Origin of the sequence: Fodinicola feengrottensis, from assembly GCF_039530045.1 — a bacterium.
Classification (GTDB): Bacteria; Actinomycetota; Actinomycetes; order Mycobacteriales; family HKI-0501; genus Fodinicola; species Fodinicola feengrottensis.
Genome location: NZ_BAAANY010000009.1, coordinates 397735 through 421067 on the forward strand (window position 1 = coordinate 397735; position 23333 = coordinate 421067).

Consider the following 23333-nt stretch of genomic DNA (forward strand, 5'->3'; position numbering starts at 1 on the left):
TGGCTGACCAGATGGCCGAGGATGGCCAGTTCAAGTGTTCGAATCTGCGCGAAGCTTGACCGAATATCGCAGTTTCGAGCTCGATCGAGAGGGAACGCAGATGGTGTCTCGACGGCAACTGTTCGGCGTGGCCGCTGGAGTGGGCCTGGTGGGTGCGGTCGGTACGCCGGCGAGCGCGGCTGATGCGTACGACAGCCTGCGCGCGACCGTGGTGCGGCTGACCACCGGCGGTGTCTTCGATTCGGACGACCCGGACTTTCGGCACGGGCTGGATGCTCTGGATGCTGCGGCTGGCTCGTACTGGCAGCAGCTGGACCGCTCTTCGAACCGGACGGCGCTGTGGCCCGATCTGCCGCTGACCGCGACGGATGCGGTGAACGCGAACCTGAGTCTGAACCGGTTGCGGACCCTCGCCACCGCGTGGGCCACCAACGGAGCCGCGCTCGCCGCAAATGCGGACGTGCTCGCCGCGACCATCGACGGGTTGGCCTTCGTTTATCAGCGGCGCTATCACGAGGCCGCGACCGAAGTCGGCAACTGGTGGAACTGGGAAATTGGCGCCCCGCGTGCGCTCGTACAAACCTGCCTGTTGGTCGCCGACCATTTGCCGGCCACCGCGACCGCCGACTATCTCCGCGTGCTGGGTAAATTCGTCCGCACTCCGGATCGGCGGACGAATGCGCCGACCGTCCTGGAGACCGGCGCCAACCGGATGGACAAATGCGTCATCGTGGCGATGAGCGGCATTCTGGGCCGAGACCCGGCACGAATGACCATGGCCACGGACGGGCTCTCCGATGTCAGTGGCGGAGGGAAGAACAGCATTTTTCAGTACGTGGAATCCGGTGACGGGTTCTACCGCGATGGATCATTTGTTCAGCACACCAACATCGCCTACGTGGGCACGTACGGGAACGTGCTGCTGGGCGATGTGGGATTCCTGCTCGCATTGTTGGCCGGTTCACCGTGGCAGGTCACCGATCCGAATCTGAATGTCGTGCTGGATGCGGTCGCCGCGAGTTTCGCGCCCTTTGTGACGAACGGGCGGATGATGGACTGTGTCCGCGGCAGGGCGATCGCGCGGGATTACGAGTCAGACCACATTGATGGGCACGGGACCATCGCCAGCGTGCTGACTTTGGCGGCTGGGGCGCCGGCGGCGTACGCGGCGACATTTCGTTCCCTTGCCAAGGGATGGATTCTCCGGGACACCGCGTTGCCCTATCTGGCGAATGCCGCGTTGCCGGATCTTGGCCTGGCAAAACAGGTGTTGGCCGATCAAACGGTTGTCGCGGCTCCCGAGCCCAGCGACCACCGGCAATTCTCGTACCAGGACCGGATCGTGCACCGGCGGCCAGACTGGTCTTTCTCGATCGGACTTTCCAGTGCTCGGACGGCCAGGTACGAGGCCGGAAATGCGGAGAACCTGCATGGTTGGTATCTCGGCGACGGCCCTACCTACGTATATGACGGCGATCTCACCCAGTATTCGGATGGTTTCTGGCCGACGGTGAATGCGTACCGGTTGGCTGGCACGACCGTACAAACCACTGTGCGTACGCGTGCGGACGAGAATGGGTGGGTGTCTCCAGCCGGCTTGAATTCCTGGGTCGGAGGTGCCACGGACGGACAGGTCGGCGCGGTCGGAATGGATCTTCGTTCGTACGACAGCGCCCTGACGGCCAAGAAATCCTGGTTCTGCCTCAATGACGCGGTGGTTTGCCTCGGCGCCGGAATTAGCAGAACCGGTGCCCAGCCGGTGCGCGTCGAGTCGACTGTGGACAATCGCAACCTGCATGCGGCTGGATCGAATCGGCTGCTTGTCGACGGTCGAGAGCGTGCCGCGCAATGGGGAGAGCCGGAATCCATCGCGCACGTTGGTTGGGCACACCTCGACGGAATATGCGGATACGCCTTCGGGGCGGGCACCACCATTCACGCGCTCCGGGAAGAACGGAAGGCGGCCTGGTGGGATATTGATCAGGGCGCGGACACCGCCGGCAGCAAGACTCCCATCACGCGCCGGTACGCGACGATGTGGTTTGACCACGGGGTAGATCCAGCGAATGCCTCCTATGTTTATACGCTGATTCCCGGTGCGACGGTGGCGCAGACAATTCGGTGGTCGGCGTTGATGCCGGCGGTGGTGGCCGCGAACACCGTTACCGTGCAGGCGATCCGGCAGCCATGGCAGGGACTGTTGATGGCGAATTTCTGGGCGGCCGGGTCGGTGGATCGATTGGTCAGCAGCGGACCGGCTTCGGTGGTGTTGCGGCGTACCGGATCGACGCTCGAGGTCGCGGTGTCTGATCCGAGCCGGACGCAGGACAGCCTGACGGTCTGCCTGCCGTATCCGATCCGGAGTGTCGTGTCGGCGGATGCGACGGTCACGGTCGTTCAGTCGCGGCCTTTCGCCCAGCTGCGGATCGCGACCGGCGGGAGCCACGGGCGTACTCAGATGGCTACTTTGCGTCTCTGGTAAACGGTGTCCTGGGTCGGTGCAATCAAGGTCACTGTCGGATGGACGGGCCGATCGGGAAGGATCGGGTGATGGATCTGGTGACGATCGATGACGTACGGGCGGCCGCCAAGCGGATCGAAGGCGTGGCCGTACGAACGCCGTTGCTGCCTTGCCGCTGGGCCGACGGGCTGTGGCTGAAGCCGGAGAACCTGCAGCCGATCGGCGCTTTCAAGATCCGCGGTGCGGTGAACGCGGTCGGCGCACTGTCGGACGAACAGGCCGCCGCTGGCGTGATCACGCATTCCAGCGGCAACCATGGGCAAGCGCTCGCATTCGCCGCGGCCGCGCGGGGTATTCCGGTGACGATCGTGGTGCCGAATGTCGCTCCCCAGGTGAAGGTCGACGCGATGCGGGAGCTGGGCGCCCAAGTGTTGTTGGTGCCGCCGTCCGAACGGTTGACGATGACCGAGAAATTGGCGGCTGAGAGCGGCATGACGATGATCCCGCCTTTCGACCATCACGACGTGATCGCCGGTCAGGGCACCACCGGATGCGAAATTCTCGCTGACCTACCGGACGTACAGGCCGTCCTGGTGCCCATTGGCGGCGGTGGGTTGGCGTCGGGAGTCGCCGTTGCGATCAAGGAAACGAACCCAGCGGTCCAGGTCATCGGCGTGGAGCCGGAACTCGCCGCGGATGCGGCGGAAAGCCTGCGGGCCGGCCGTCTGGTGCGGTGGACCGACGAACAGCGCTACCGGACTTCGGCCGACGGCGTACGAACGAACATCTGTGAACGTACATTCGCGCACCTGAAGAAATACCTGGATGGGGTGGTGACGGTTTCGGAGGAAGAGATCACCGCAGCGATCGGGGTGCTCGCGCGGAAGGCCCACCTGGTGGCCGAACCCAGTGGTGCCCTCACTACCGCGGCCCACCTTTGTCACCGCGCTGAGCTGCCCACTGGATCAGTGGTGGCAGTCGTCAGTGGCGGCAACATCGAGCCGGCCGCACTGTTGGCCGCGCTGGCCTGAACCTTCGGCCTACCAAAAGGCTGCCGCCTACGACCTGATTGCCACCGTCCTTCACGCCAGGGGCTGACCACCCAGAAGTCGGCGCAGGATCTCGTCGACCGCGGCCGTACCGATCCGAATGGCTTCGGTGTGGTCGTCGGCGCGGGCGGTGACCAGCGCGATCTCGTTCACCGCGGCCATCACGACGTGCGCGAACAGGTCTGACTGCTCGGCTGGCAGCAAGCCTTGGGCGGCGCTGGACGCCATACCGGCTTTCATCGCGCCCAACACGTGCTTTTCGTCGTACTCACGCCAGCGGTGCCAGCCGATCACCGAGGGTGCGTCGATCAGCAGGATCCGCTGGACCACTGGATCCCCGGCGAGCTGGATCCAGGCCACGCAACCGGCCCGCAGGGCGGCCAACGGTTCCTTCTCGGCGGCGGCCGCCAGCAGCGTCTTGCGGCCGACGTCGGTCTGGACGACCTCCAGAACCGCTTCGAAGAGCGCGTCTTTGCCGGCGAAATGGTGATAGAGCGCCCCCCGGCTGAGTCCGGACTCCTGCAAAACCGCCTCAATGGACGTGCCGTCGTACCCACGCTCGGCGAAGAGCCGGGTAGCGATCTCGATGAGCTGCTCCCGGGTGGCCCGGCCTCGCTCGACCCGCTTGTTCATACGCTCCCGTACGCATATTGACATACCGACTGTCGGTCTGTAAATCTAAACCGACAGTCGGTCTGGAAACTACTGGCACCGGTGACTCTAGCGAAAGGACGATCAGGTGAACCTTGACGAGCATCGGCACGCGGTGGACACGGCCGGTGGGACGGTCAGCTACTACGACGTGGGACCGCATGGCGGGCGTACGGCGCTGTTCGTACACGGCGTGGGGACAAACGCGTTGCTCTGGCGTGGGGTGATCGCTCGGCTGGCCGGCGAGGTCCGCTGCGTGGCGCTCGACCTACCGCTGCACGGGCACACGCCGGCCGCGGCTGACCAGGACTTCTCGCTGCACGGGTTGGCGAAGGTGCTGGCCGACTTCTGTGCGGCCCTGGGCCTTACCGGCATCGACCTGGTGGCTAACGACACCGGCGGCGCTGTTGCGCAGGTCTTCGCCGTTGGGCGGCCGGATCTGCTGACCAGCTTCACGCTGACGAACTGCGACACCCACGACAACCTGCCACCGGAGGCCTTCAAGCCGGCGGTCGAGGCGGCCGCGAAGGGGCAGTTCGCGGTCACCGGGCCGGCTTTGGCCTCGATGCCCGCGGTGGGGCGCAAGGCGGCGCTCGGCCCTGGCTACCAAAGCGCAGACTTGCCGTCGAGCGAACTCGTACGAGCGTTCCTCAAACCGGTGATGGGCACGGTGAAGCGGGCCCGGCAGTTCGAAAGGCTGCTGGTGTCGCTCAAGGCCGAAGATCTGCTCGCGATCGAGCCCCAGCTCCGCGAACTGACCGTACCGACCCTGGTGGTCTGGGGCACCGCCGACCACTTCTTCGAGCTCAAGTGGGCATATTGGCTGGTGGAGACCATCCCCGGCGCTCAGCGGGTGGTCGAGGTGCCCGACGGGAAGCTGTTTTTCCCGGACGAGCGGCCGGACGAACTGGTCGCCGCACTGCGGGACTTCTGGTCCTAGTCTCCTTTGGGCGCTAGCCGAGCCGGCTGCGCAGCTCCCGCATGTCCATCGTGCCGGTCTTGAAGTCCACCTCGACCGGCAGGAAGACCCGTTGGACAGCGACCAGGATCGCTTCGGCGATGGTGTCCCGGAAGGCCGGCTCGATCAGCCGGGCCCGATCCACCGGCGAGGTCAGGTATCCGCATTCCACCCGCACGGCGGGCATTTGCGTCCGCCGGAGGATCTCCCACGTCTTGGGATGCGTACGACCGTCGACCAGGCCAGTCCGGGCGACGATCTCCCGGTGCACCAGGCCGGCGAGTCGCTCGCCGACCGTCGAGGAGGCGCCGGACTGGGTGCCGAAGTAGTACGTGGCGATGCCGCTGGCCTCTGGGTTGCGGTGGCCGTCGATGTGCAGGGACACCAGCACGTCGGCGCCGGCAGCGTTGGCGAACTTGGCCCGGTCCGCGTCGGAGAACCAGGTGTCGCGGCCGCGGGACAGATCGGTGTGCACGCCGAGCGCGGACAGTCTGCCCTCCAGCCGGGACGCGAGGTCCCAGGCCAGCTCGGCCTCGGACCACTCCAGCAGGCCCTCGGGCACCACCACACCGCGGTCCTGGCCGCCGTGACCTGGGTCGATGATCACGTGCTTGCCGACCAGCGCCGGGCCGGCGTGCCGCAGCAGGGCGGTCTCCCGGAGCAGCTGTGGTCGGCCGCCGACAACCTTGCGGCCGAGCTGTCGGAGCGCGCGCATGGTGCCGGGGCCGAAGCCGCCGTCCGGCAGCAGGCCAACCTCGCGCTGGAACTGCTGCAGCGCTCGCTCGGTGCTGGCGCCGAAGACACCGTCCGGGCGGCCCACGTCGTAGCCCATCTCGATGAGCCGCTCCTGCAGCGTTTCCACGTCGTCGCCGGCCATCGGCTCGGTGACTGACCGGGTCAGCAGCCGGTCGCCGAGCCGCCAGCGGGCCGCCACCAGGGCGCTCCACGTCTCGGCGCCGACCACACCGTCGACAGTGAGGCCGCGCTGCTGCTGGAACTCCCGGATCGCGAGCTCGCAGGCCGCGTCGAAGAGCACCGAGTCGGCGCTGGAGCCCTCGCCGTGCGGTCCGGCCGGGACCAGACCGAGGCTGGCGAGCGTGGCTCGCACCTCGGCGGCCGCCGGACCACTGTCACCACGGCGTACCGGCTCCATCAGCAGGCCCCCTTGCCAGCTTGGGAACAACATCGTTCACTTACACGGTAAGCGGTGGCCGCCAGCCGACTGTGGGCAGGGTTCGACACGCCGTAGTAGTCGACACGCCGGTGACTGTGCTCAGTTTCACTCTACGGTCGCCCCGCGCAGATGAGGTGCGGCGCGAAACTGTCGTACCTTCCGGGCAAATTAGCCCCCACCCAGAGCCCTGACCCAGTGACGGGTGGGGGGTGGGTTTGAGGACCGATGTTCAACTAAAAATTAAGGTCTACCTCTCGACCCACCCCCCACCCGTCACTGGGTGGGGGTGATTTTTCGGGGGTGGGGTGACAGTTTCGCGGCGGACGAGCAGGTGTCCGGCGTGTCGGACGGCGACACGCCGAGGTTTCGCGGTTGGGCCGTTGGGAATGGGGTCGGCGCGCCGACGATAAGGGTGTGAACGATCCACCTGGCGTACGGCCCGATCCCGCGATGCGGTTGTTGGGGCTGTACGACGAGGCGTTGCCGCGGGTGTACGGCTATTTGCTGGCCCGGAGCGGAAGTGCGGCGGTGGCCGAGGAGGTGACCGCCGAGGCGTTCCTCGCGGCGGTCGCGGCCTGCCGCAAGCCCGATCCGCCGCCGCTCACGGTGGGCTGGCTGATCGGGGTGGCGCGGCACAAACTCGTCGACCACTGGCGGGCGGTTGGGCGGGACCGGCAGCGTGTTGAGCCACTCGCCGACCATGACCCAGGGTGCGATCCGTGGGACGTACAGCTCGACATCACGGTCGCGCACCAGGTCCTCGCGACGCTGTCCTACCCACATCGTGCGGTGCTCACTCTCCGCTATCTGGATGGGTTGTCGGTGGCTGAGGTCGGCAGCTGTCTGGATCGCACGACACATGCAACTGAAGCGCTGCTGACCAGGGCGAAGCGCGCTTTCCGCAGCGCCTACGAAGGAAAGGAGGGCACCCGATGAGTACCGACCCGCTGGACGCCCTCCGTGACCCAGCCGGCCCGGTCGATCCCGATCCGGCCTTTGCGGCTCAGCTGCGGGGCCGGCTCGAGCGGCTGCTGCTGGCCAGACAGACTGGAGAAGATATGTCTCTGCTGACCCCTTACATCGCCGTGCGGGACGCGCGGGCCGCGATGGACTGGTACGCGGACGTGTTCGGTGCCCAGCGGCGCGGTGAGCCGTTGGTGGGGCCGGACCATCGAGTCGGGCACGCTGAGATGACCATCGGTGGCGCCGGCCTGATGATCGCCGACGAGTATCCGGACCTCGGCCTGGTCAGCCCGGACAAGCTCCCCGGGCGGCCGTTCTCGCTGCACCTCACGGTGTCCGATGTGGACGAGCTGACCAGCCGCGCCGAAGGGGCCGGTGCCACCGTCGAGCGGCCGCCGGGTGACAACCCGTACGGCCGGATCGCGGTGATCATCGACCCCTTCGGGCACCGCTGGATGCTGAACGGCCCGGTCAGCCGGTGATCTGCACCGGCTGGCCGTTGGCGACCAGCTTCCAGTCGACGGACGCGAACTTGGTCGGGTCGATGACCTTCTGCGCGGTCGCCCAGTCGATCAGCAGCTGACGGATGTCGATCTGCCGGTTGTAGAGCACCGGAGCTGTGTTGATGTGCGGGAAGCCGCCACCGCCGGACTGCCGGTAGTTGTTCACCGCCACTACGAACTGCCCGGCCGGGTCGATCGGCTTGCCGGCGTACGACAGGTCGACGATCCGCTTGCCGACCGGCTGCGTAATGTCGATGTCGTACGCGAGGGGGGCATCCAGACCGGAGATGATGTCGTAGTTGTAGTCCGGCGTACCGGTCGGCGCGGCCGTGGTCTTGGCGTTGGTGACCTGGTCCGCGGTGTACGGGCCGACGCCAGTGACCTGCTGGAAATACTCGACGGACTTCTCCAGGTAGTCCTTGACCTGGGCGCCGGTGAGCTGCACCGCGAGCAGCGTGTTGTCGTAGATGTAAAGCCCGGCCACGTCTCGGACACTGACCTGGCCGGCCGGGATCGCCGCGCCGCGGTTGAAAGGCGCCGCGATCGAGAGCACCGGCAGGTTCGGCGTACCGGCCAGCGCGGCCTTCACCGCATCGGCCTGGACGTAGTTGATGAAGTCGATGCAGGCGGCGTCCTGGTAGCGGGCGGTGGCGCAGGACATCGCGACCGTGCAGGTGGCGACCGGGGCGTTCACGTAGTCCACCACGGCCTGGTGGTCCGCGGTGAGCAGCTTCTTGATGTGCTCGTCCTCGGGCGCGGTGTTGCTGTTCAGTACGTGCGAGTCGGCGCCGCTGACCTGCCAGCCGTGCAGCAGCGAGTGCTTCAGGTTCAGCTCGATCACGGACAGGCGCTGGCCGAAGCACAGCGGCTCGGTGAGCAGCACCTGCTTGCCGGTGGCCTCGTTGGTGACGAACCGGTCGTCGATCTCCACGTGCGCGTGCCCGACCAGCACCGCGTCGATGCCCGGCACCTGCTGGGCCATCAGCGTGGAGGCGTTCTCTGGATACGGCAGCGCGTCGCCGTACGAAGAGGAGGTGTCGGCACCGGAGTGGGTCAGGACCACCACGACGTCACTGATCCGGCGCAGCCGCGGCACCCAGATCCTGGCCTGTTCGACCACGCCGTCGAAATGCATCTTGTTCTCGACGTTGGCCTTGTCCCAGATCGCCACGCCCGGGTTGGTCAGGCCGAGAATGCCGACCCGGACCGGGAAGAACGACCCGCTCGGCCACATCGTCTTGACCGTGTACGGCGGGAAGACCTGCTGCTTGGTCTTCCAGTCCAGGGCGTTGGCGCCCAGCAGCGGGAACCGGAGCTGCTTCTGGAAGGTCCGCAGCAGGTCGATGCCGTAGTTGAACTCGTGGTTGCCCAGCGCCGACGCGTCGTACTCCATCGCGTTCATGGCGGTCGCCATCGGATGGATCCTGGTCCGGCTGATCGGCTTGGTCTTCGCGTAGTACGTGCCCAGCGGGGTGCCCTGGATGGTGTCGCCGGCGTCCAGCAGCAGGACGTTGCGACGGCCGCGCTGCTTGCGCAGCGCGCCCACCAGGGTGGCGACCTTGGCGATGCCCTGGTCGTTGTGCGCGGCGTCGTCGTACTCGCGGTTGTTGTAGTAGTCCCAGTTGAAGACGTGCGCGTGCAGGTCGGTGGTGCCCAGCAGGGTGAGCTGCGCCGTCTGGTTGTGCAGGCTCGCGTCGGTCGGCTGGGGCGCCGCCTGCGCGGCCTCCGGCGACATGCCGGCGGCGGTCAGGATGGCCGCGGCCGATCCGCCGAAGCCGGCCAGCAGGCGGCGGCGGCTGACGGTACGACTGCCAGTCTTGTCGGGGGCGCTGGTGGGCTCAGCGGGCACAGGTCACTCCTCGGGTTTCCTTCGCTCGTACGACCGAAGGAAATCTACGCCGCCGGAGGGTTTTCAGTACCCGCTTTACCAGCCTTTTTGATTCCCGTACGAATACACGCAACGCCCCGGTCCCCGCTGGTGACACGAGGAACGGGGCGTTGCGGCGGCCTACTAGAGAGCGGCGTTGATCAGCTTCATGATCTCGGACTTGGGCCGCAGGCCAATGGCGGTCTGCACGGCCTGGCCGTCCTTGAAGATCGTCAGCATCGGGATCGACATCACGCCGTAGTCACGGGCGGTGTTCGGGTTCTCGTCGACGTTTAGCTTGGCGATGGTGATCTTGTCGCCCAGCTCGGCGGCGATCTCATCCAGGATCGGGGCGACCTTGCGGCACGGACCGCACCATTCGGCCCAGAAGTCGACCAGCACCAGCTTGTCGCTGCCGAGCACCTCGGTGTTCCAGTTCTGGTCTGTGACGGCGGTGGTGTTCGCGCCCATGTCGATATCTCCTTCTAAGAGTCGCGCTGCGAGTTTTATGTCTTTGCTGCTTAAGACTGCGCGGTGACCGGCACTTCGCGAGTCGGGCCCCAGGTGGCGCCCAGTGGCTCCTCGGAGTCACTCAGGCCCTCCAGGAAGCGCTCGGCGTCCAGCGCCGCCACACAACCGGAGCCGGCCGCAGTGATCGCCTGCTGGTACGTGTGGTCCACCAGGTCGCCGGCCGCGAAGACGCCGGTCAGGTTCGTACGGGTGCTCGGCGAGTCGACCAGCACATAGCCGTTCTCGTCCAGGTCGACCTGGCCGCGGTAGAGCTCGCTGCGCGGGTCGTGACCGATCGCGATGAACACACCGGTCACATCCAGCGTGGACTCCGCACCGGTGACCGTGTCGGTCAGCTTCAGGGCACTGACCTTGCCATCGGTGCCCAGCACCTCGGAGACCGCCGAGTTCCACTTGACCTTGATCTTGTCGTTCCCGAGCGCCCGGTCGGCCATGATCTTGCTGGCCCGGAACTCGTCCCTGCGGTGCACGATGGTCACGGTCTCGGCGAACCGGGTCAGGAAGGTGGCCTCCTCCATCGCGGAGTCGCCACCCCCGATCACGGCGATGTTCTGGCCCTTGAAGAAGAACCCGTCGCAGGTCGCACATGACGACACGCCACGGCCGAGGAACTCCTGCTCCCCCGGCACACCCAGTGGACGCCAAGCCGAACCGGTGGCGAGGATGACTGCCGGCGCTTCGTACGTCTGGTCGCCCACGGTGACCTTCTTGAGATCACCGGACAGGTCGACCGAAGAGGCGTCGTCGGAGATGAACTCCGCGCCGAACCGCTCCGCCTGCTGGCGCAGCTGCTCCATCATGTCCGGCCCCTGGACACCCTCCGGGTAGCCCGGGAAGTTCTCCACCTCGGTGGTCGTCATCAGCGCGCCACCGTAGTTCGCGCCCTCGATCACCAGCGGTGAGAGGTTCGCGCGAGCGGTGTATATCGCCGCCGTGTAGCCGGCCGGGCCGGACCCCACGATGATGACTGTTCGACGTTCGCTCACCAGTTCTCCTCGGCTGTGGACCATGCCTTCGTGACCTACCCAGTGAACGTCATGGTAGGGCCAGACATTCCGACGCGTACGTGACCTGCGCCTCCACCGTTCGTACGGTCGCGCCGGTGGGTTCAGCTGGCCGCGACCGGCCCGTAAATGGTGGTGACAGTCGAATAGTCCCCGCAGTCAGAAGTGACCGCGACCACCTTCTGGGTCGAACCGTTCGACAGCACCGCGAGCACCGCCGGGCCACCGTCGAACAGCGCCAGGTCGACATAGGTCGGCTCGCCGCCTCCCAGCCGTCCCAGTGCCTCCAGGCAGGCCTGCAGGACCGCTGGATTGGCGAACCGAGGCAGCGGCTCGGGGGCAGCCTTGGCCTGGTCCGCATGGGACCGGCCAGTGTCGGCCGTGCCGCTCGCCGCGGTTCGGCCCAGGGTGGGCAGCTGTTCGTCGGTCCAGTCGCGGCCGGAGGCGACCACTTGCACGCGGCCGGCAGCCAGCGGTTTCGGTGCGCTCTGCGGCTGCTTCGAGGTGCCAGCGCCACCGTTGGGGCGGCTGTCGCCGGACCCGGTGGCGGACATGTTCTTGGGCAGCGCGACCGGGACCAGTTGCTGGACGACCACCCCACCGCCGACCACCACGATGGCGACCACCGCGGCGGCGGCCAGCAGCACGGCGAACCGGCCCTTGCGCCGTTCCCGGGCGACTTCTAGCCGGGTGGGGGGCTCGCCTTCGTCGGGGAGCGACTGCGTCTGGAGATCTGTCTCGAGATCCGCGGCGGGTTGCTCGGCGAGCGCGGCCTCAATGCGGGCCAGTACGTCCGTCGGCACCGGCTCCGCGCTCGTACCGCCGGCGAGCTCGTTGCCCAGGTTGGCCAACTGCGTACGCACTGTGGCGGTGGCCGCGGGCAGCGACTCGTACGCGACCTGCCAGCGCGGGTCACTGGTCAGCCGGTCGGCGACCCGCTGCGCCTGGGCGGTGCCGTCGAGCAGGCCTTCCGCGTACTCGCCGAGCAGTTCGATGTCGACGGATTCGGCCAGGTCGGGGCCGCTGAGGGCAGGATCGGCCGGGCGTTCGTCAGCCATGCTTGCCCCCTCCTGCCACGTCGCTGGTGTCGTCGTTCTTCGATGGGACGCGCCTCGCGGTCGAACCGTTCCGGCCGTGATCGGATGCACTCGGTCTGAGCTGGTCCAGGAGGACGGCGAGCCGGGCTCGGCCGCGGGCGCACCGGCTCTTCACCGTGCCAGCCGGGATCTTCAGGATGTCGGCGGCCTGGTCGACGGGCAGTCCCTCCAGGTCCACCAGCACCAACGCGGCCCGCTGCTCGAGTGGCAGCGCGGCCAGCGCCTCCCGGATCGTCAGCCGGGTGGTCAGCGCATCCACCTGGTCGGCCGGATCCGGTGGGTCGACCTTCGTGTCGTCCAGTGGTACGGCCGGGCGAGCGGCCTTGCGGCGGAGCCGGTCCAGGCTGGCGTTCACCACAATCCGGTGCAGCCAGGTGGTGACCGCGGCGTCCCCGCGGAAGGACGCGGCAGCCCGGAAGGCGGACAGGCACGCGTCCTGTAGTGCGTCGGCGGCATCCTCGCGGTTGGCGGTGGTCCGCAGCGCGATCGCCCACATCCGGTCCTGATGCCGGCTCAGGAGCGTGGAGAACGCGGTCTTGTCACCGGCCGCGTGCGCGCTCAGCAGATCGATGTCGCTGGGTGTGACGGCCGTCGGATCGGCGGTCACCCGCCGGCCTCAGACCTTCGGGACAATCTCGTCGACCCCGATCCCGAAACCGTTCTCGTACGGCGGCAGCTTGGTGATCCAGATCAGCAGATACCGATACTGCTGACCGGAGGTGACGGCGAACGTGACGTTGGGGCCGGGCGAGTCGGTGACGGTCTGGATCGCGGTGCCGGACTGCAGATCGTCCGGGTTGTTGCCGCCGTAGAGAGACACGGTGGCACCTGCGCTGCTGAGGTTGGCCAGCACCTGCCGGACCGCGACCGGATGGCCCAGGTCCACCCGTACGCCCATGCCCTTCTTCAGGCCGCCGAAGTCAGGGCTGCCCTTGTAGGTCGCGGTCCGCCAAGCGCTGTCGCGGCTGCCGTCGATCGTCTTGCCGGCGCCGGCCAGCTCGGTGTGGTCGCCCTGCGGATCGATGATGGTGGCATCGGTCGGCCGCACCGCGGTCAGCGGTCTGGACGGGCCGTTCGCGGTGCTGGAGGCCGGCGTGGTGTTGGGCGACTGCGCCATCGGTACGCGCGCGACCAGCACGGCGAGCACCGCGAGGACGACCAGCATCACGCCAATCGGGATGCTGAGCTTGGCCCACAGCGGCATCCGCCGGATCCGGGACTCGCGCAGCCGGTTCAGTGGTTCGGTGAGCGGCGCCAGCTGGCCGGTGAGACCATCCAGCGGCCGCATCTCCTGCGCGTACTCGACCTGGTTCAGTTCGGTGGCGAGGTCCTGCGCGGCCGGCGCCGGCTGGTCCGGGTCCAGCAGCTGCATGGCGAGCGCGTCCAGCCGGGCCGGGATGCCGGCCCGCACCTGCCGAGGTGTGCACAGCCGGCCGTCTATCCGGGCGGCTGGGGTGACCCCTTCGGGCGTCGAGCCGTTCGCGGACGGCCACCGGGCGGTCAGCGCGGCATAGAGCAGCGCGCCGACGGCTCGTACGTCCGCCGCCGGCTCGGCGGTGACGTCCTCGCCGGCGGTGCTGGGCGGCGCCATCGTGAGGTCGGTGAGGGTGCACTCGAAGTTGCCGTTGACGATGACCGTGCTGGGCGTCAGGTTGCCGTGGGCGGCGCCGGCCGCGTGCAGGGCGGCGAGGCCTTCGGCGGCGCTGCGAGCCAGTGTGACGGCCTGGTGGGTGTCCAGCGGGCCGTTCTTGAGGAGGCCTCGCAACGGGCTGCCGGCGGCCCACTCGCGGACCACGTACGCCCGGTCGCTCTCCTCCACCGCGTCATAGATCGCCACCACGCCTGGATGGCGGATCCGGGAGATCGCCATGGCGGTGGAAAGCAGCTGTTCAGAGTCGGTGCCGACGGTGGCTTGGACCTCGACCGCCACGCCGCGGGCGAGCAGCAGGTCGGTAGCGCGCCAGAGTGCGCGCCCGGTGGTGGAATCTTCCAGGTGCTTGTCCAGCCGGTAACGCCCGGCGAGCACCTGTCCAGCCGCCAGCGCGGCGACAGTCGCCCCCCGTGGGCCTTCCCCCTCCACTGGCCCTCCCTGATCGGCCGGGGCCCGCGACGCTGGGGACCTTTCATCGGACTCGGCCGGCTGCTCCGGTTCGGAGCGGCTCGACTGTTCCGGGACCCATGATCGCACTTCGCTGCCAGCACTCGCTCGTCTTGACACGGATTCATTCCCTGTACGTCTGTTGATCGGACGTCATCGGTCATACGTAACAGGGGCACGATCCCCAACCGGGATCGTGCCCCCTCATGAGACGTTCCAGAGCTGCGATCGGTTGGCAGCCGATCGCTGTGATTCAGGAGACCAGGCGGCGAACCGTGTAGTCATTGCTCCAGATCCGGTGGCTTCCCACCGTCTGACCGGAGGTCGGCGCGTCCCACATGTTGCCCCCGCCAGCGTAAATCGCGGCGTGGTAGTACGAGCCCGGTCGGCCGAACAGCATCAGGTCGCCCGGCTTCATCGAACTCCGGCTGACCGACGAGCCATAGCCGGCCTGGCTGGTCGCGCTGTGCGGAAGTGACTTACCGAACTTCGCGTAGATGAACTTGGTGAAACCTGAGCAGTCGAACGAGTTGGGCCCCGCCGCACCGTACTGGTACGGCCGACCGCGGTACTGGGCGGCCGTGGAGACGACCATCTGGCCCTTGTCCTGAACGTAGACCGCGACGGCCGGCGAGACGCTGGAAGCGAAGGTCCGGCTGGTCCCGGCGGGAGCGGCTGGCGGGGTGGCGTCAGCGTTGTTGCTCACCTGCTTGGTGTTGCTGACCGGCTGCGTGTAGGCGGCCGGCTGGTTGTCGCCGGCCGCGCCATTGCCGTTGTTGGTGCTGGTCGAGCCATTCCCGTTGGCGTCGTTGCCATTCGTGCCGGAATCGGTCGACGGGGTGCCGGACGACTCGGCCGGGGTGCTCGGGGATGCCGAGTCAGCGGGCTTCGGGTTGGCCGGCGTGTTCTGTGCGGGCTTGTTCGGGGCCGCCTTGGTGGTGGCCGGCGCCGGGTTGGCGGGCTGCCCGCCGCCGCTGCTGACCGTGCCGCCGGCGTAACTGAGGATCCAGTAGGCCGAGTTGCCCGGGTACAGCTGGAACGTGACAACACCCTGGCTGTTCGTGGTGCCGCTGAGAAGGGCGTGGTAGTGCCCGTCAGCCTCGGTACGGGACAGCGTGGCTGTCACGTTGGGGATCGGCTGGCCCTCCGGCGTCTTGATGAAGCCCTCGAGGTTGACCAGCGAACCTGGCGAGGTGGTCGACGGGGTGTTGTACTTCCAGACCATCACTTTGGCCTGGTCGGCCGCGAACACCGAGGGCGCTGCCACCACACCAACGGCCATCAGACCGGCGGCGGCGACACCCAGAGAGGCGGTGAGCCACTTGTTCTTCAGCGGACGCGGGAGACTACGGCGGTGAGATCGCACCGTACGCAAGAGCGTTCCTTCCGGCACGCCTACGAAGTGAGCTGTCGGGTTCGGGAGGGAAGGCGTCCCGGCCATCGTTAGATGGCTTCACCCCAAGGAGTTTTTCCGACTGTCGCCGGATCACTCCGGAGAAACTTTGTTGGTTCCCCCGCTCCTGTCCGATTCATCCAATGCTCGTACTTTCACCTGGGCGGCGGGGACAGGACTCGGCGTGCCGTCTCCCAGGTGCGTGCACGGGTTGTGCACTTTGACCTCAAGCATCTTGGGGTCATCGTGATCGTATTCGCAGGCCAAGTGAGATCTGTTACAGGGTGGCCGTGTCGCATTATTTTATTTGCCCTAATATGTCCGCCCGTTCGGGTCGGTTTCTTTCTGTGCGCTCGATCACTAACAATTATTCGCGGCATACATGTGTTCACCGTGGTGCCTGTTCGCGGAAGGCTCGGTACGCTCCCAGCGTCCTTTTGGGTTCGGGTGGGGGGAGCGCATTCATGGCGGACCAGAGCAAGACTTCTCAGGGCGACCTCGCGGACAGGGTCCAGAAGGGGTACGCGTTCGCTGGCGAAGCGATTGAGCTGGGTGCGTTGGTCGGCGATGACGGTGCCGCCGTGCCAGCCGCGAAGGTGCGGATCCCGCTGTCGATGGTGAATCGGCACGGCCTGGTGGCCGGCGCGACCGGCACCGGCAAGACCAAGACGCTGCAGATGATGGCCGAACAGCTGTCCGCGAACGGTGTTCCGGTCTTTCTGGCCGACGTGAAGGGCGACTTGTCCGGGGTAGTGGCGCCCGGCGCCGATTCGGACCGGACGCGGTCCCGGGCGACCGAAGTCGGGCAGACCTGGACGGCGACTGGTTACCCAACCGAGTTCCTGGCGCTCGGCGGACTCGGCAAGGGCGTGCCCGTACGGGCGACCGTCACGGCCTTCGGTCCGACCCTGCTGTCCAAGGTCCTGGGTCTGAACGACGTGCAGGAGTCGTCGCTCGGACTGGTCTTCCATTTCGCCGACCAGCACGGCCTGCCGCTGTTGGACTTGAAGGACCTGCGCGCGGTTATCCAGTTCCTGACCTCCGATGAGGGCGCTGAGCAGCTCAAGGAGCTGGGCGGGCTGAGCAAGGCCACCGCTGGGGTGATCCTTCGGGAGCTGATCGGCTTCGCCGACTCCGGCGCGCAGGACTTCTTTGGCGAGCCGGAGTTCGACACCCACGACTTTCTTCGTACGGCCACGGACGGTCGCGGGATCATCAGCGTGCTGGAGCTGGCCAGCATCCAGGACAAGCCGGCGCTGTTCTCCACCTTCCTGATGTGGTTCCTCGCCGACCTGTTCGCGGACCTTCCAGAGGTGGGCGACGTGGACAAGCCGAAGTTGGTCTTCTTCTTCGACGAGGCCCACCTGCTTTTCAAGGACGCCTCCAAGGACTTCCTGACCGCGATCACCCAGACCGTCCGGCTGATCCGGTCAAAGGGCGTCGGCATCTTCTTCGTCACCCAGACGCCAAAAGATGTGCCGTCGGACGTGTTGGCGCAGCTGGGCAACCGCGTTCAGCACGCCCTGCGCGCGTACACGCCGGAGGACGCCAAGGCGCTCAAGGCCACCGTCTCCACCTTTCCCAAGTCCGGCTACGACCTGGAGGAAGTACTCACCGGCCTCGGCATCGGCGAGGCGGTGGTCACGGTGCTGTCCGAGCGTGGCGCGCCGACCCCGGTGGCCTGGACCCGGCTGCCCGCACCGCAGTCCTTTATGGGCCCGGCCGAGCCGGCCGTACTGGACAGCACGGTGTCCGGGTCGCCGCTGCAGGGCAAATACGGGCAGGCCATTGACCGGGAGTCGGCGTACGAGAAGCTGATGGCCAAGACCGCCCAAGGCGCGGCCACCCAGCGAGCCGAGGCAGCCCAGCAGCCCATTACCGCGCCTGCCCCACGGCCGGCCCCGGCCAGCAGCGGCGCGGGTGGGCAGGCGATGGGGGCGGTGACGGACTTCCTTGGCTCCCCAGCGGTCAAGAGCTTCATGCGCTCCGCCGCCTCTTCGGCCGGCCGCGAAATCATGCGCTCCGTCTTCGGCGTCAGCCGCCGCCGCTAACCCGCCCCTGGCCCGCACAATCGGAATCCGATTGGCGGTTCTCCATAGGGTGCGGCGCGAAACTGTCGTACCGACGTGAAATTTTGAGCCCCCGCCCTTTCAGAAGGGCGGGGGGTGGGTGGCGGGTTTTCATTACGTAAGTAAACGCGCGTGCGAGATAAGCGCGCGCTTCATGAAGCGACGGCTGCACAATCGGAATCCGATTGTGCCAGCGGTGGCAGGCTGACCTGGGTGAACTCCGGGGTGGTGACAATCGGATTCCGATTGTGCAGCCAGTCACCCGACCGACTGACCGAGCAGCCAGCCGGGGCCGCGGCTAGCGGATGACGACGGGGTTGACCGGGGCGCCGGTGCCTTCGACGACTTTCAGTGGGGCCGCGGTGTAGAGGAAGGTCCACCGACTGTCCGCAGCGCAGGCCGCGGCCAGGTCGTCCAGCCAGCAGATCTCGGTGAAGGCGACACCGAGGTTGCGCATCAGGGCGCTGTGCAGCGGCAGGGCGACCCCGGTGGCCGGCTCGGCGCTGACCTCGTTGCCGATGGTGTCGGTGACCAGGTTCGGGATCTCCATCCGCTGGAACCACTCGACCAGCTCCCGGGAGTAGGTGAGGCCCGGCTCGCAGTAGTGGTGGAAGAACTCCTTTGGCGTGGTCCGATACCACCAGCCGATCCAGCCAGTCCGGATCAGCAGGATGTCGCGCGGCTCGATCGTGACGCCCTGGCTTTCGGCGGCGGCGAGCAGGTCTTGGTGGTCGAAGGTCTCGCCCTTATCCAGTACGTCCTTGTCGCGGTGCCGGGCGATGTCGATGAGCACCCCGCGGCCGACCACGCCCTTCTCCCCAATCGGCAGGACGGATGCCTTCTTCATCCCGCCGACGGTGTTCTCGGCGTCGTAGCCGTTCCAGATTTTCCCGTCATACCAGACGTGGCCGAGCGCGTCGTATTGCGTGGAGCCCTGGAGATAAAGGAAGGCGGTGTCGTCGGCGTAGTGCATGCCGCCGGGAATCTGGCGCGCCTCGCCGCGCGTCCAGGAGCTCTCGTCGACCACGTTCTTGCGTTCGATGGGCGTACGGCCGGGCCACAGCGGGTCGCCGGGCGGCTTCGGATAGCCCATCTGGATCTGCAGGGTGAAGGTCTCCCCGGTGTGTACGTGCTGGACCCCACGCAGGACCTGCGCCGCGTCCAGGTAGTTCAGCGAACCCAGCTCGTCGGCCGGGCCCCACTTCCCCCAGTTGCTGGGGGTGTCCTCCCCCAGCAACTGGCGCAGCGGCGGCACCTCGGGTCTGTCGGCCATCGAGGATGCCTCCTGACGTGCGTTACGCGGCGAGGGCGTCGCGTAGGAAACGCTCGAAGCGCTCCGGAACCGAGAATATCGGCGAGTGGTCGGCTTCGGGTACGACCAGCAGAGTGGCTTCCTTGGCCTGGTCCGCGAGCCGCCTCGCCCACAGTTGGGTGCCGTCGAAGTCCCGGCCGCCGGTGAAGACGGCGATCGGCGGGACGATCTCGGCGAACCGGGTCTTGACCGGCGGGTCGAGCTCCATGCCGTGGGCCGTCTCCATCAGCAAAATGCGGTCGTTGGCGACGGCCCAACCGATCAGCCGGCGCCGGTCGTCGGGGTTGAGGGCCGGGCACCAGCCATCGACATCCCAGGTCGCGGCGGCGCGGGTGCCCTCGGTACGCAGCAGCTCCTCCACCTTGGCGAAGTGGGCTCGCATCTTTTCCCGGGCGGCGGCCTCGGCCGCGGTCGGGTCGGGGAACTCGCCGAAGGAGGCACCCACCGCACAGACCTTGGCCACCCGGTCGGGATGCTGATGGGCGAAGGCCAGCGCTTGCCGGCCGCCGTCGGACACGCCGACAAGCGTGGCGCGGGAGACGCCGACGGCGTCCAGTACGGCCGCGATGTCATCGAGTTCGCTAAAAGGCCCGTCGGACTGCGCCGACAGGCCGGTGTCGCGGTAGTCGAAGGTGGTCACCCGAGCGATGTCCGCGAGCCAGGCCACCGTCGTGTCCCACATGCGCAGGTCGGTGAGGCCAGCGTTAAGCAGCAGGACGTCTTGGCCCTGCCCGTGTTGTTGGTAATAGAGGTATCCGCCGGGAACATCCGCAAAGCCTTTGGTCACTGTCCTCATGATCAGTAACCCTTGGCCAGTTACGCCAGTCGAGCAAGCCAATTAGCCGAGTGCGTACATGACACCCAGATAGCTGCCGACCGCGGCGGCCCCGAGGGCGACTGTCCACAGGATCATCCACAGCAGGAACCGGCAGAACCGGACGAAGCCATTTCGCCGGCGGGGCGCTGGCGGCGGCGCGTACGGCGGTGCCTGATAGGGACCGGGCGCGTACTGCCGCGGTGGGTACGCCTGCTGTGGATACGGGTTGGGAGGGTACGGCTGGGGTGGGTACGGGCGTGGCGGGTACGGGTGGGGCATGCGCGTCTCCGTTCGGCTCGACCAAGATCACGCTAAGGCCGGCCGAGCCGGTACCACGAGGTCCGCGAGGGCAGCTGGCACGAATCCACGAGCAGACTTCTGGTTACCTGCGGACCACTCGGCGACGGATCTGGGCTAGTACGTCCCGGATCTCCCGGACTCGCAGCAGCACGGCGAGCCCGAGGTAGATGCCACCGCCGATGGTCAGGCCGAGGAACAGTGAGAGGCCGTTGCCGAGGCGGCCGACCGGGAAGAAGTGGCTGATGTAGACCTGGATCACCAGCGCGATCAGCATCGCCGGGGTGCTGGCGATGGCTACCCGTACGACAGTGGACAGCGTCTTGCCCAGATGCAGCCGGCCGAGTTTGCCGCGCAGCACCATGCCGCCGATCACCATCGCGGCGAGGTACGAGATGCCGTTGACGATCATCAGGCCCTGCAGCGCGAAGGCGGGAGTGACCAGGTATTGCACGACCAGCGCGCCGATCACCCGTACGGCCACCGCGGCCACGTTGACCAGCGCGGCCGTTTTGGCATCCCGCATCGCGTAGAAGACGAAGGTCTGCATCTGGCTGATCGCGAACGGCAGCAGGCCCAGGCCCGCGAAGGCGAACACCTGGCCGGTCAGGGTGGCTTCGACGTCGGAGGTCTGGCCGTAGCGGAACAGCAGTGCGCCCAGCGACGGGCCGAGGAAGAGCATGATGCCGGTCGCCGGGATGAGCAGAGTGGACGACAGCCGGGTGCCGAGCGAGAGGTCGTCGGCAATGGACCGCAGCCGGCCTTCGACCGCGGCCCGGCTCATCCGCGGCAGCAGCGCGGTGATCACGCTGACCGCGACGATCCCGTGCGGCAGCTGGAAAAGCATGAAGGCGTTGTTGTAGATGGTCGGCCCGCCGGGACCCGACCCACTCGCGTGGCTGGCCACCCGTTGTACGACGGTCAGCCCGATCTGGCTGAACAGCACGTAGAGCATCAGCCAACCGGCCAGCGAACGAGCCTCGCCGAGGCCAGCGCCCCGCCAGTCCCACCGCCACTTCCAGCGAAAGCCCAGCTTGCGCAGCGGGAACCAGAGGGCGATCGCCTGGACGGCGATGCCGAGGGTCGTACCGATGCCCAGTACTGCGATCTGGGTGGTGGTGATGTTCGTCAGCGAGAGGGTCTTGCCGCTGTTCAAGGCGATGAAGACGGCGGCCGTGAGGACCACGATCACGCTGTTCAGCACCGGCACCCAGGCGGTCGCGGCGAACTTGCCGCGGCTGTTCAGGATCGCCCCCAGCACTGCCGCGATCGCGTAGAAGACGATCTCCACCAGGATCAGGTAGCCGAAGGCGGTGGTCAGCGGGGCCGTTGCCGCGTTGTCGTTGACCGCCCTGGTCAGCAGCGGGGCGGCGAGCACGGCCAGCACGGTGACGAGGGTGCCCAGCGACACCGTGATCGTCAGCAGCCGCTGGATGAAAGCCTCGCCCTTGTCCGCGTCCGTCTTCTGGGCCTTGACCAGCAGCGGTACGACCACGCTGGCGAGCACGCCGCCGATCAGCAGCTCGTAGACCTGGTTGGGCAGGTTGTTGGCCTGCGTGTACGCGTTGCTGACCAGCCCGGACCCGATCGCGGCGGTCAGGATGACCTGGCGGAGCAGGCCGGCCAGCCGGGAGGCGAGGGTGCCCAGCGCCATGATCGCGGAGTTCTTGGCGACTCCGGCGGCCTCCGCGGCCGGCGCCTGGACCTCGTCGACGGCCGGGATCGGGCCACCGAGGTCGAGCAGGCCGGTCTGGTCCAGGCCGCCGGCGACGGCCTGCGGGATCTCCACGATCGAGACGATCGGGATCGCGCCCACGTCGGCGGCGCTCGCGTACTCACCGGCCCGCACCCACGACGACTGGTAGACGGCACCGACGGCCTTGCCGACCTTGGCCGTACCGACCGCGCGCCCTTCGGTACGCCGGCGGCGCCACCGACCGGTGTCGTCCGGTGCCCGTCCGGGCGGCATCTCGTCGGAGTCGTCGGGGGCGCTGTGCCTCATGCCGGACGGTCTAGCAGTTTGTGCACTTTCTCCGCCAACCGCCGCTCGTCCGGGTAGGCGAGCCGGGTATCCAGTTCGGAAAGCGGCACCCACGCCACCTCGGTGACCTCGCGGTCCTCGTCTGACAACTCCCCGCCGGTGGCCCGGAGCAGGAAATGGTGAACGGTCTTGTGGATGCGTCGGCCGTCGGCGACGAACCAGTACTCCACCGTGCCCAGGGCCTGTTGCACGAAGCCGATGATCCCGGTCTCCTCGTGGACTTCCCGCGCCGCGGTCTGCTCGAACGTCTCGCCGGCCTCGACGTGTCCTTTGGGCAGAGACCACACCAGCCGGCCGCGCCGGTCGAGCTTGCCGATCAGGGCCGCGCTCGCGGCCAGGCTGTCCCCGTCCAGGATCAGTCCGCCGGCCGAGGTCTCGTCCACCCGTACCAACCGGCGCCGGCCGTGCCGTGGGCCGCCGGCCGCACCGGTCTTCCCGGCGGCTGGCTGACCAGCCGGTTGCCGGGCGTGTCGCTGGCCGCCGCGCTGCCTGCCCCGGCCGCGGGACCGCCCGGTGCGGCCGCCTTCCGGCTTCGACTCGGTCGGCTTCTCGGTCGTTTCGGTCGTGTCAGTGCCGGTGTTCGCGCTGCTTTCGGTCCCTGTGGTGGCGTCCGGGTCGGCCGGTTTGCGTTTGCGGTGCCGTTGGCCGCCGCGCCGGCGGCCGCGCCGAGACCGACTCGCCCCGGCCGGCCTGGCACCTGACTCAGTAGCTGACCCACCAGCTGACCCACCAGCTGACTCAGCGGCCTGCCCGTCTGGCTGCCCGCTCGTGTTCTCGGCGGCGCCAGTGGGCTCTGTGCCCGTACCGTCGGCCGCGTTCGTAGTCGCCGTCGAAGCACGTCCGCGAGATCCGCGGCGGCGCCGTCCACCGCGCCGCGACCGCCGGTGCGGGCGGGTTTCGGTACCAGCGTTTTCGGGATTTTCCGACCCGCCGGCCGCGGCCGGCGGGCCTGCGCTGTCGGGAGCACTGGATGGGCCTGGGGCGGACGCCGCCGCCGACCCGGATGGGGATCCGGAGCCGGGTGGGCGTTCGCGGGTGGTCATCCCGG

Annotated in this window: 20 protein-coding genes and 1 riboswitch; of the genes, 6 read left to right on the forward strand and 14 right to left on the reverse strand. The window is 67.7% G+C overall.

What is annotated here, in order from left to right:
- The first annotated feature begins 100 nt into the window (after positions 1-100).
- Together ABD301_RS14440 and ABD301_RS14445 are read left to right on the forward strand one after the other, a co-directional pair.
- A complete protein-coding gene (locus tag ABD301_RS14440) occupies positions 101-2482 on the forward strand; it encodes a polysaccharide lyase 8 family protein (RefSeq protein ID WP_344310622.1) in 2382 nt (793 codons plus the stop codon).
- Between the two features lie 38 nt (positions 2483-2520).
- Entirely contained in the window at positions 2521-3492 is a 972-nt protein-coding gene (locus ABD301_RS14445; RefSeq protein WP_344310624.1) for a threonine ammonia-lyase, read from the forward strand.
- A 51-nt stretch (positions 3493-3543) separates the two neighbouring features.
- Here ABD301_RS14445 and ABD301_RS14450 read toward each other — a convergent pair whose 3' ends face one another.
- The gene (locus ABD301_RS14450; protein ID WP_344310626.1) at positions 3544-4143 is read right to left on the reverse strand and encodes a TetR/AcrR family transcriptional regulator; all 600 of its coding nucleotides are present in this window, start codon (positions 4141-4143) and stop codon (positions 3544-3546) included.
- 106 nt (positions 4144-4249) lie between these two features.
- Here ABD301_RS14450 and ABD301_RS14455 point away from each other — a divergent pair, with 106 nt between their 5' ends.
- On the forward strand, positions 4250-5101 hold the full coding sequence (locus tag ABD301_RS14455) for an alpha/beta fold hydrolase (protein ID WP_344310628.1): 852 nt from the start codon (positions 4250-4252) through the stop codon (positions 5099-5101).
- A gap of 13 nt (positions 5102-5114) precedes the next feature.
- Here the strand turns inward: ABD301_RS14455 and ABD301_RS14460 are convergent, their stop codons facing one another.
- Positions 5115-6272 (reverse strand): N-acetylmuramoyl-L-alanine amidase, encoded by a 1158-nt coding sequence (locus ABD301_RS14460; RefSeq protein ID WP_344310630.1) that lies wholly within the window; start codon positions 6270-6272, stop codon positions 5115-5117.
- A 471-nt stretch (positions 6273-6743) separates the two neighbouring features.
- On the opposite strand from ABD301_RS14460, the gene ABD301_RS14465 reads away from it, so the two are divergent.
- Together ABD301_RS14465 and ABD301_RS14470 are read left to right on the forward strand one after the other, a co-directional pair.
- Positions 6744-7229, forward strand: a complete 486-nt coding sequence (locus ABD301_RS14465) for an RNA polymerase sigma factor (RefSeq protein ID WP_344311133.1) — start codon at positions 6744-6746, stop codon at positions 7227-7229.
- The gene (locus tag ABD301_RS14470) at positions 7226-7738 is read left to right on the forward strand and encodes a VOC family protein (protein WP_344310632.1); all 513 of its coding nucleotides are present in this window, start codon (positions 7226-7228) and stop codon (positions 7736-7738) included. Before ABD301_RS14465 ends, ABD301_RS14470 begins: the two co-directional genes overlap by 4 nt.
- Here ABD301_RS14470 and ABD301_RS14475 read toward each other — a convergent pair.
- From ABD301_RS14475 to ABD301_RS14505, 7 genes are all read right to left on the reverse strand, one after another.
- Positions 7728-9608 (reverse strand): bifunctional metallophosphatase/5'-nucleotidase, encoded by a 1881-nt coding sequence (locus tag ABD301_RS14475; protein ID WP_344310634.1) that lies wholly within the window; start codon positions 9606-9608, stop codon positions 7728-7730. The genes ABD301_RS14470 and ABD301_RS14475 overlap by 11 nt on opposite strands.
- Positions 9609-9770: 162 nt before the next feature.
- Positions 9771-10097 (reverse strand): thioredoxin, encoded by a 327-nt coding sequence (gene trxA, locus ABD301_RS14480; protein ID WP_163568191.1) that lies wholly within the window; start codon positions 10095-10097, stop codon positions 9771-9773.
- Positions 10098-10147: 50 nt separating this feature from the next.
- Positions 10148-11143 (reverse strand): thioredoxin-disulfide reductase, encoded by a 996-nt coding sequence (gene trxB, locus ABD301_RS14485; RefSeq protein ID WP_425551937.1) that lies wholly within the window; start codon positions 11141-11143, stop codon positions 10148-10150.
- Positions 11144-11265: 122 nt separating this feature from the next.
- Positions 11266-12219: a hypothetical protein gene (locus tag ABD301_RS14490; protein ID WP_344310638.1), complete on the reverse strand. Its 954-nt coding sequence runs from the start codon at positions 12217-12219 to the stop codon at positions 11266-11268.
- Positions 12212-12865, reverse strand: coding sequence for an RNA polymerase sigma factor SigM (gene sigM / locus ABD301_RS14495; protein ID WP_163568188.1), 654 nt, complete (start codon positions 12863-12865; stop codon positions 12212-12214). The genes ABD301_RS14490 and sigM overlap by 8 nt, the downstream gene beginning before the upstream one ends.
- Before the next feature lie 9 nt (positions 12866-12874).
- On the reverse strand, positions 12875-14338 hold the full coding sequence (locus tag ABD301_RS14500) for a protein kinase family protein (protein WP_344310641.1): 1464 nt from the start codon (positions 14336-14338) through the stop codon (positions 12875-12877).
- A 271-nt stretch (positions 14339-14609) separates the two neighbouring features.
- Positions 14610-15722, reverse strand: coding sequence for a C40 family peptidase (locus tag ABD301_RS14505; protein ID WP_344311134.1), 1113 nt, complete (start codon positions 15720-15722; stop codon positions 14610-14612).
- A gap of 12 nt (positions 15723-15734) precedes the next feature.
- A riboswitch (cyclic di-AMP (ydaO/yuaA leader) is annotated at positions 15735-15901 on the reverse strand.
- 312 nt (positions 15902-16213) lie between these two features.
- Here ABD301_RS14505 and ABD301_RS14510 point away from each other — a divergent pair.
- Positions 16214-17800 (forward strand): helicase HerA-like domain-containing protein, encoded by a 1587-nt coding sequence (locus tag ABD301_RS14510; RefSeq protein ID WP_344310643.1) that lies wholly within the window; start codon positions 16214-16216, stop codon positions 17798-17800.
- A gap of 316 nt (positions 17801-18116) precedes the next feature.
- On the opposite strand, the gene ABD301_RS14515 is transcribed toward ABD301_RS14510, so the two are convergent.
- From ABD301_RS14515 to ABD301_RS14535, 5 genes are all read right to left on the reverse strand, one after another.
- Positions 18117-19091 (reverse strand): cyclase family protein, encoded by a 975-nt coding sequence (locus ABD301_RS14515; RefSeq protein ID WP_163568183.1) that lies wholly within the window; start codon positions 19089-19091, stop codon positions 18117-18119.
- Positions 19092-19113: 22 nt separating this feature from the next.
- Complete coding sequence (locus tag ABD301_RS14520; RefSeq protein WP_344310645.1) at positions 19114-19926, reverse strand: alpha/beta fold hydrolase; 813 nt, start codon at positions 19924-19926, stop codon at positions 19114-19116.
- A gap of 42 nt (positions 19927-19968) precedes the next feature.
- On the reverse strand, positions 19969-20226 hold the full coding sequence (locus ABD301_RS14525) for a hypothetical protein (RefSeq protein ID WP_163568180.1): 258 nt from the start codon (positions 20224-20226) through the stop codon (positions 19969-19971).
- Between the two features lie 103 nt (positions 20227-20329).
- On the reverse strand, positions 20330-22246 hold the full coding sequence (murJ, locus tag ABD301_RS14530) for a murein biosynthesis integral membrane protein MurJ (RefSeq protein WP_344310647.1): 1917 nt from the start codon (positions 22244-22246) through the stop codon (positions 20330-20332).
- Positions 22243-23328 (reverse strand): NUDIX hydrolase, encoded by a 1086-nt coding sequence (locus ABD301_RS14535; protein ID WP_344310649.1) that lies wholly within the window; start codon positions 23326-23328, stop codon positions 22243-22245. The genes murJ and ABD301_RS14535 overlap by 4 nt, the downstream gene beginning before the upstream one ends.
- Positions 23329-23333 lie beyond the last annotated feature (5 nt).

Coding starts and splice junctions, on each gene's coding strand:
- ABD301_RS14535 (WP_344310649.1), bottom strand. CDS start 23,328: ATGACCACCCGCGAACGCCCACCCGGCTCCGGATCCCCATCCGGGTCG.
- ABD301_RS14445 (WP_344310624.1), top strand. CDS start 2,521: ATGGACGGGCCGATCGGGAAGGATCGGGTGATGGATCTGGTGACGATC.
- ABD301_RS14490 (WP_344310638.1), bottom strand. CDS start 12,219: ATGGCTGACGAACGCCCGGCCGATCCTGCCCTCAGCGGCCCCGACCTG.
- ABD301_RS14520 (WP_344310645.1), bottom strand. CDS start 19,926: ATGAGGACAGTGACCAAAGGCTTTGCGGATGTTCCCGGCGGATACCTC.
- ABD301_RS14440 (WP_344310622.1), top strand. CDS start 101: ATGGTGTCTCGACGGCAACTGTTCGGCGTGGCCGCTGGAGTGGGCCTG.
- murJ (WP_344310647.1), bottom strand. CDS start 22,246: ATGAGGCACAGCGCCCCCGACGACTCCGACGAGATGCCGCCCGGACGG.
- ABD301_RS14470 (WP_344310632.1), top strand. CDS start 7,226: ATGAGTACCGACCCGCTGGACGCCCTCCGTGACCCAGCCGGCCCGGTC.
- ABD301_RS14510 (WP_344310643.1), top strand. CDS start 16,214: ATGGCGGACCAGAGCAAGACTTCTCAGGGCGACCTCGCGGACAGGGTC.
- ABD301_RS14515 (WP_163568183.1), bottom strand. CDS start 19,091: ATGGCCGACAGACCCGAGGTGCCGCCGCTGCGCCAGTTGCTGGGGGAG.
- trxA (WP_163568191.1), bottom strand. CDS start 10,097: ATGGGCGCGAACACCACCGCCGTCACAGACCAGAACTGGAACACCGAG.
- ABD301_RS14525 (WP_163568180.1), bottom strand. CDS start 20,226: ATGCCCCACCCGTACCCGCCACGCCCGTACCCACCCCAGCCGTACCCT.
- ABD301_RS14465 (WP_344311133.1), top strand. CDS start 6,744: ATGCGGTTGTTGGGGCTGTACGACGAGGCGTTGCCGCGGGTGTACGGC.
- ABD301_RS14450 (WP_344310626.1), bottom strand. CDS start 4,143: ATGAACAAGCGGGTCGAGCGAGGCCGGGCCACCCGGGAGCAGCTCATC.
- ABD301_RS14460 (WP_344310630.1), bottom strand. CDS start 6,272: ATGGAGCCGGTACGCCGTGGTGACAGTGGTCCGGCGGCCGCCGAGGTG.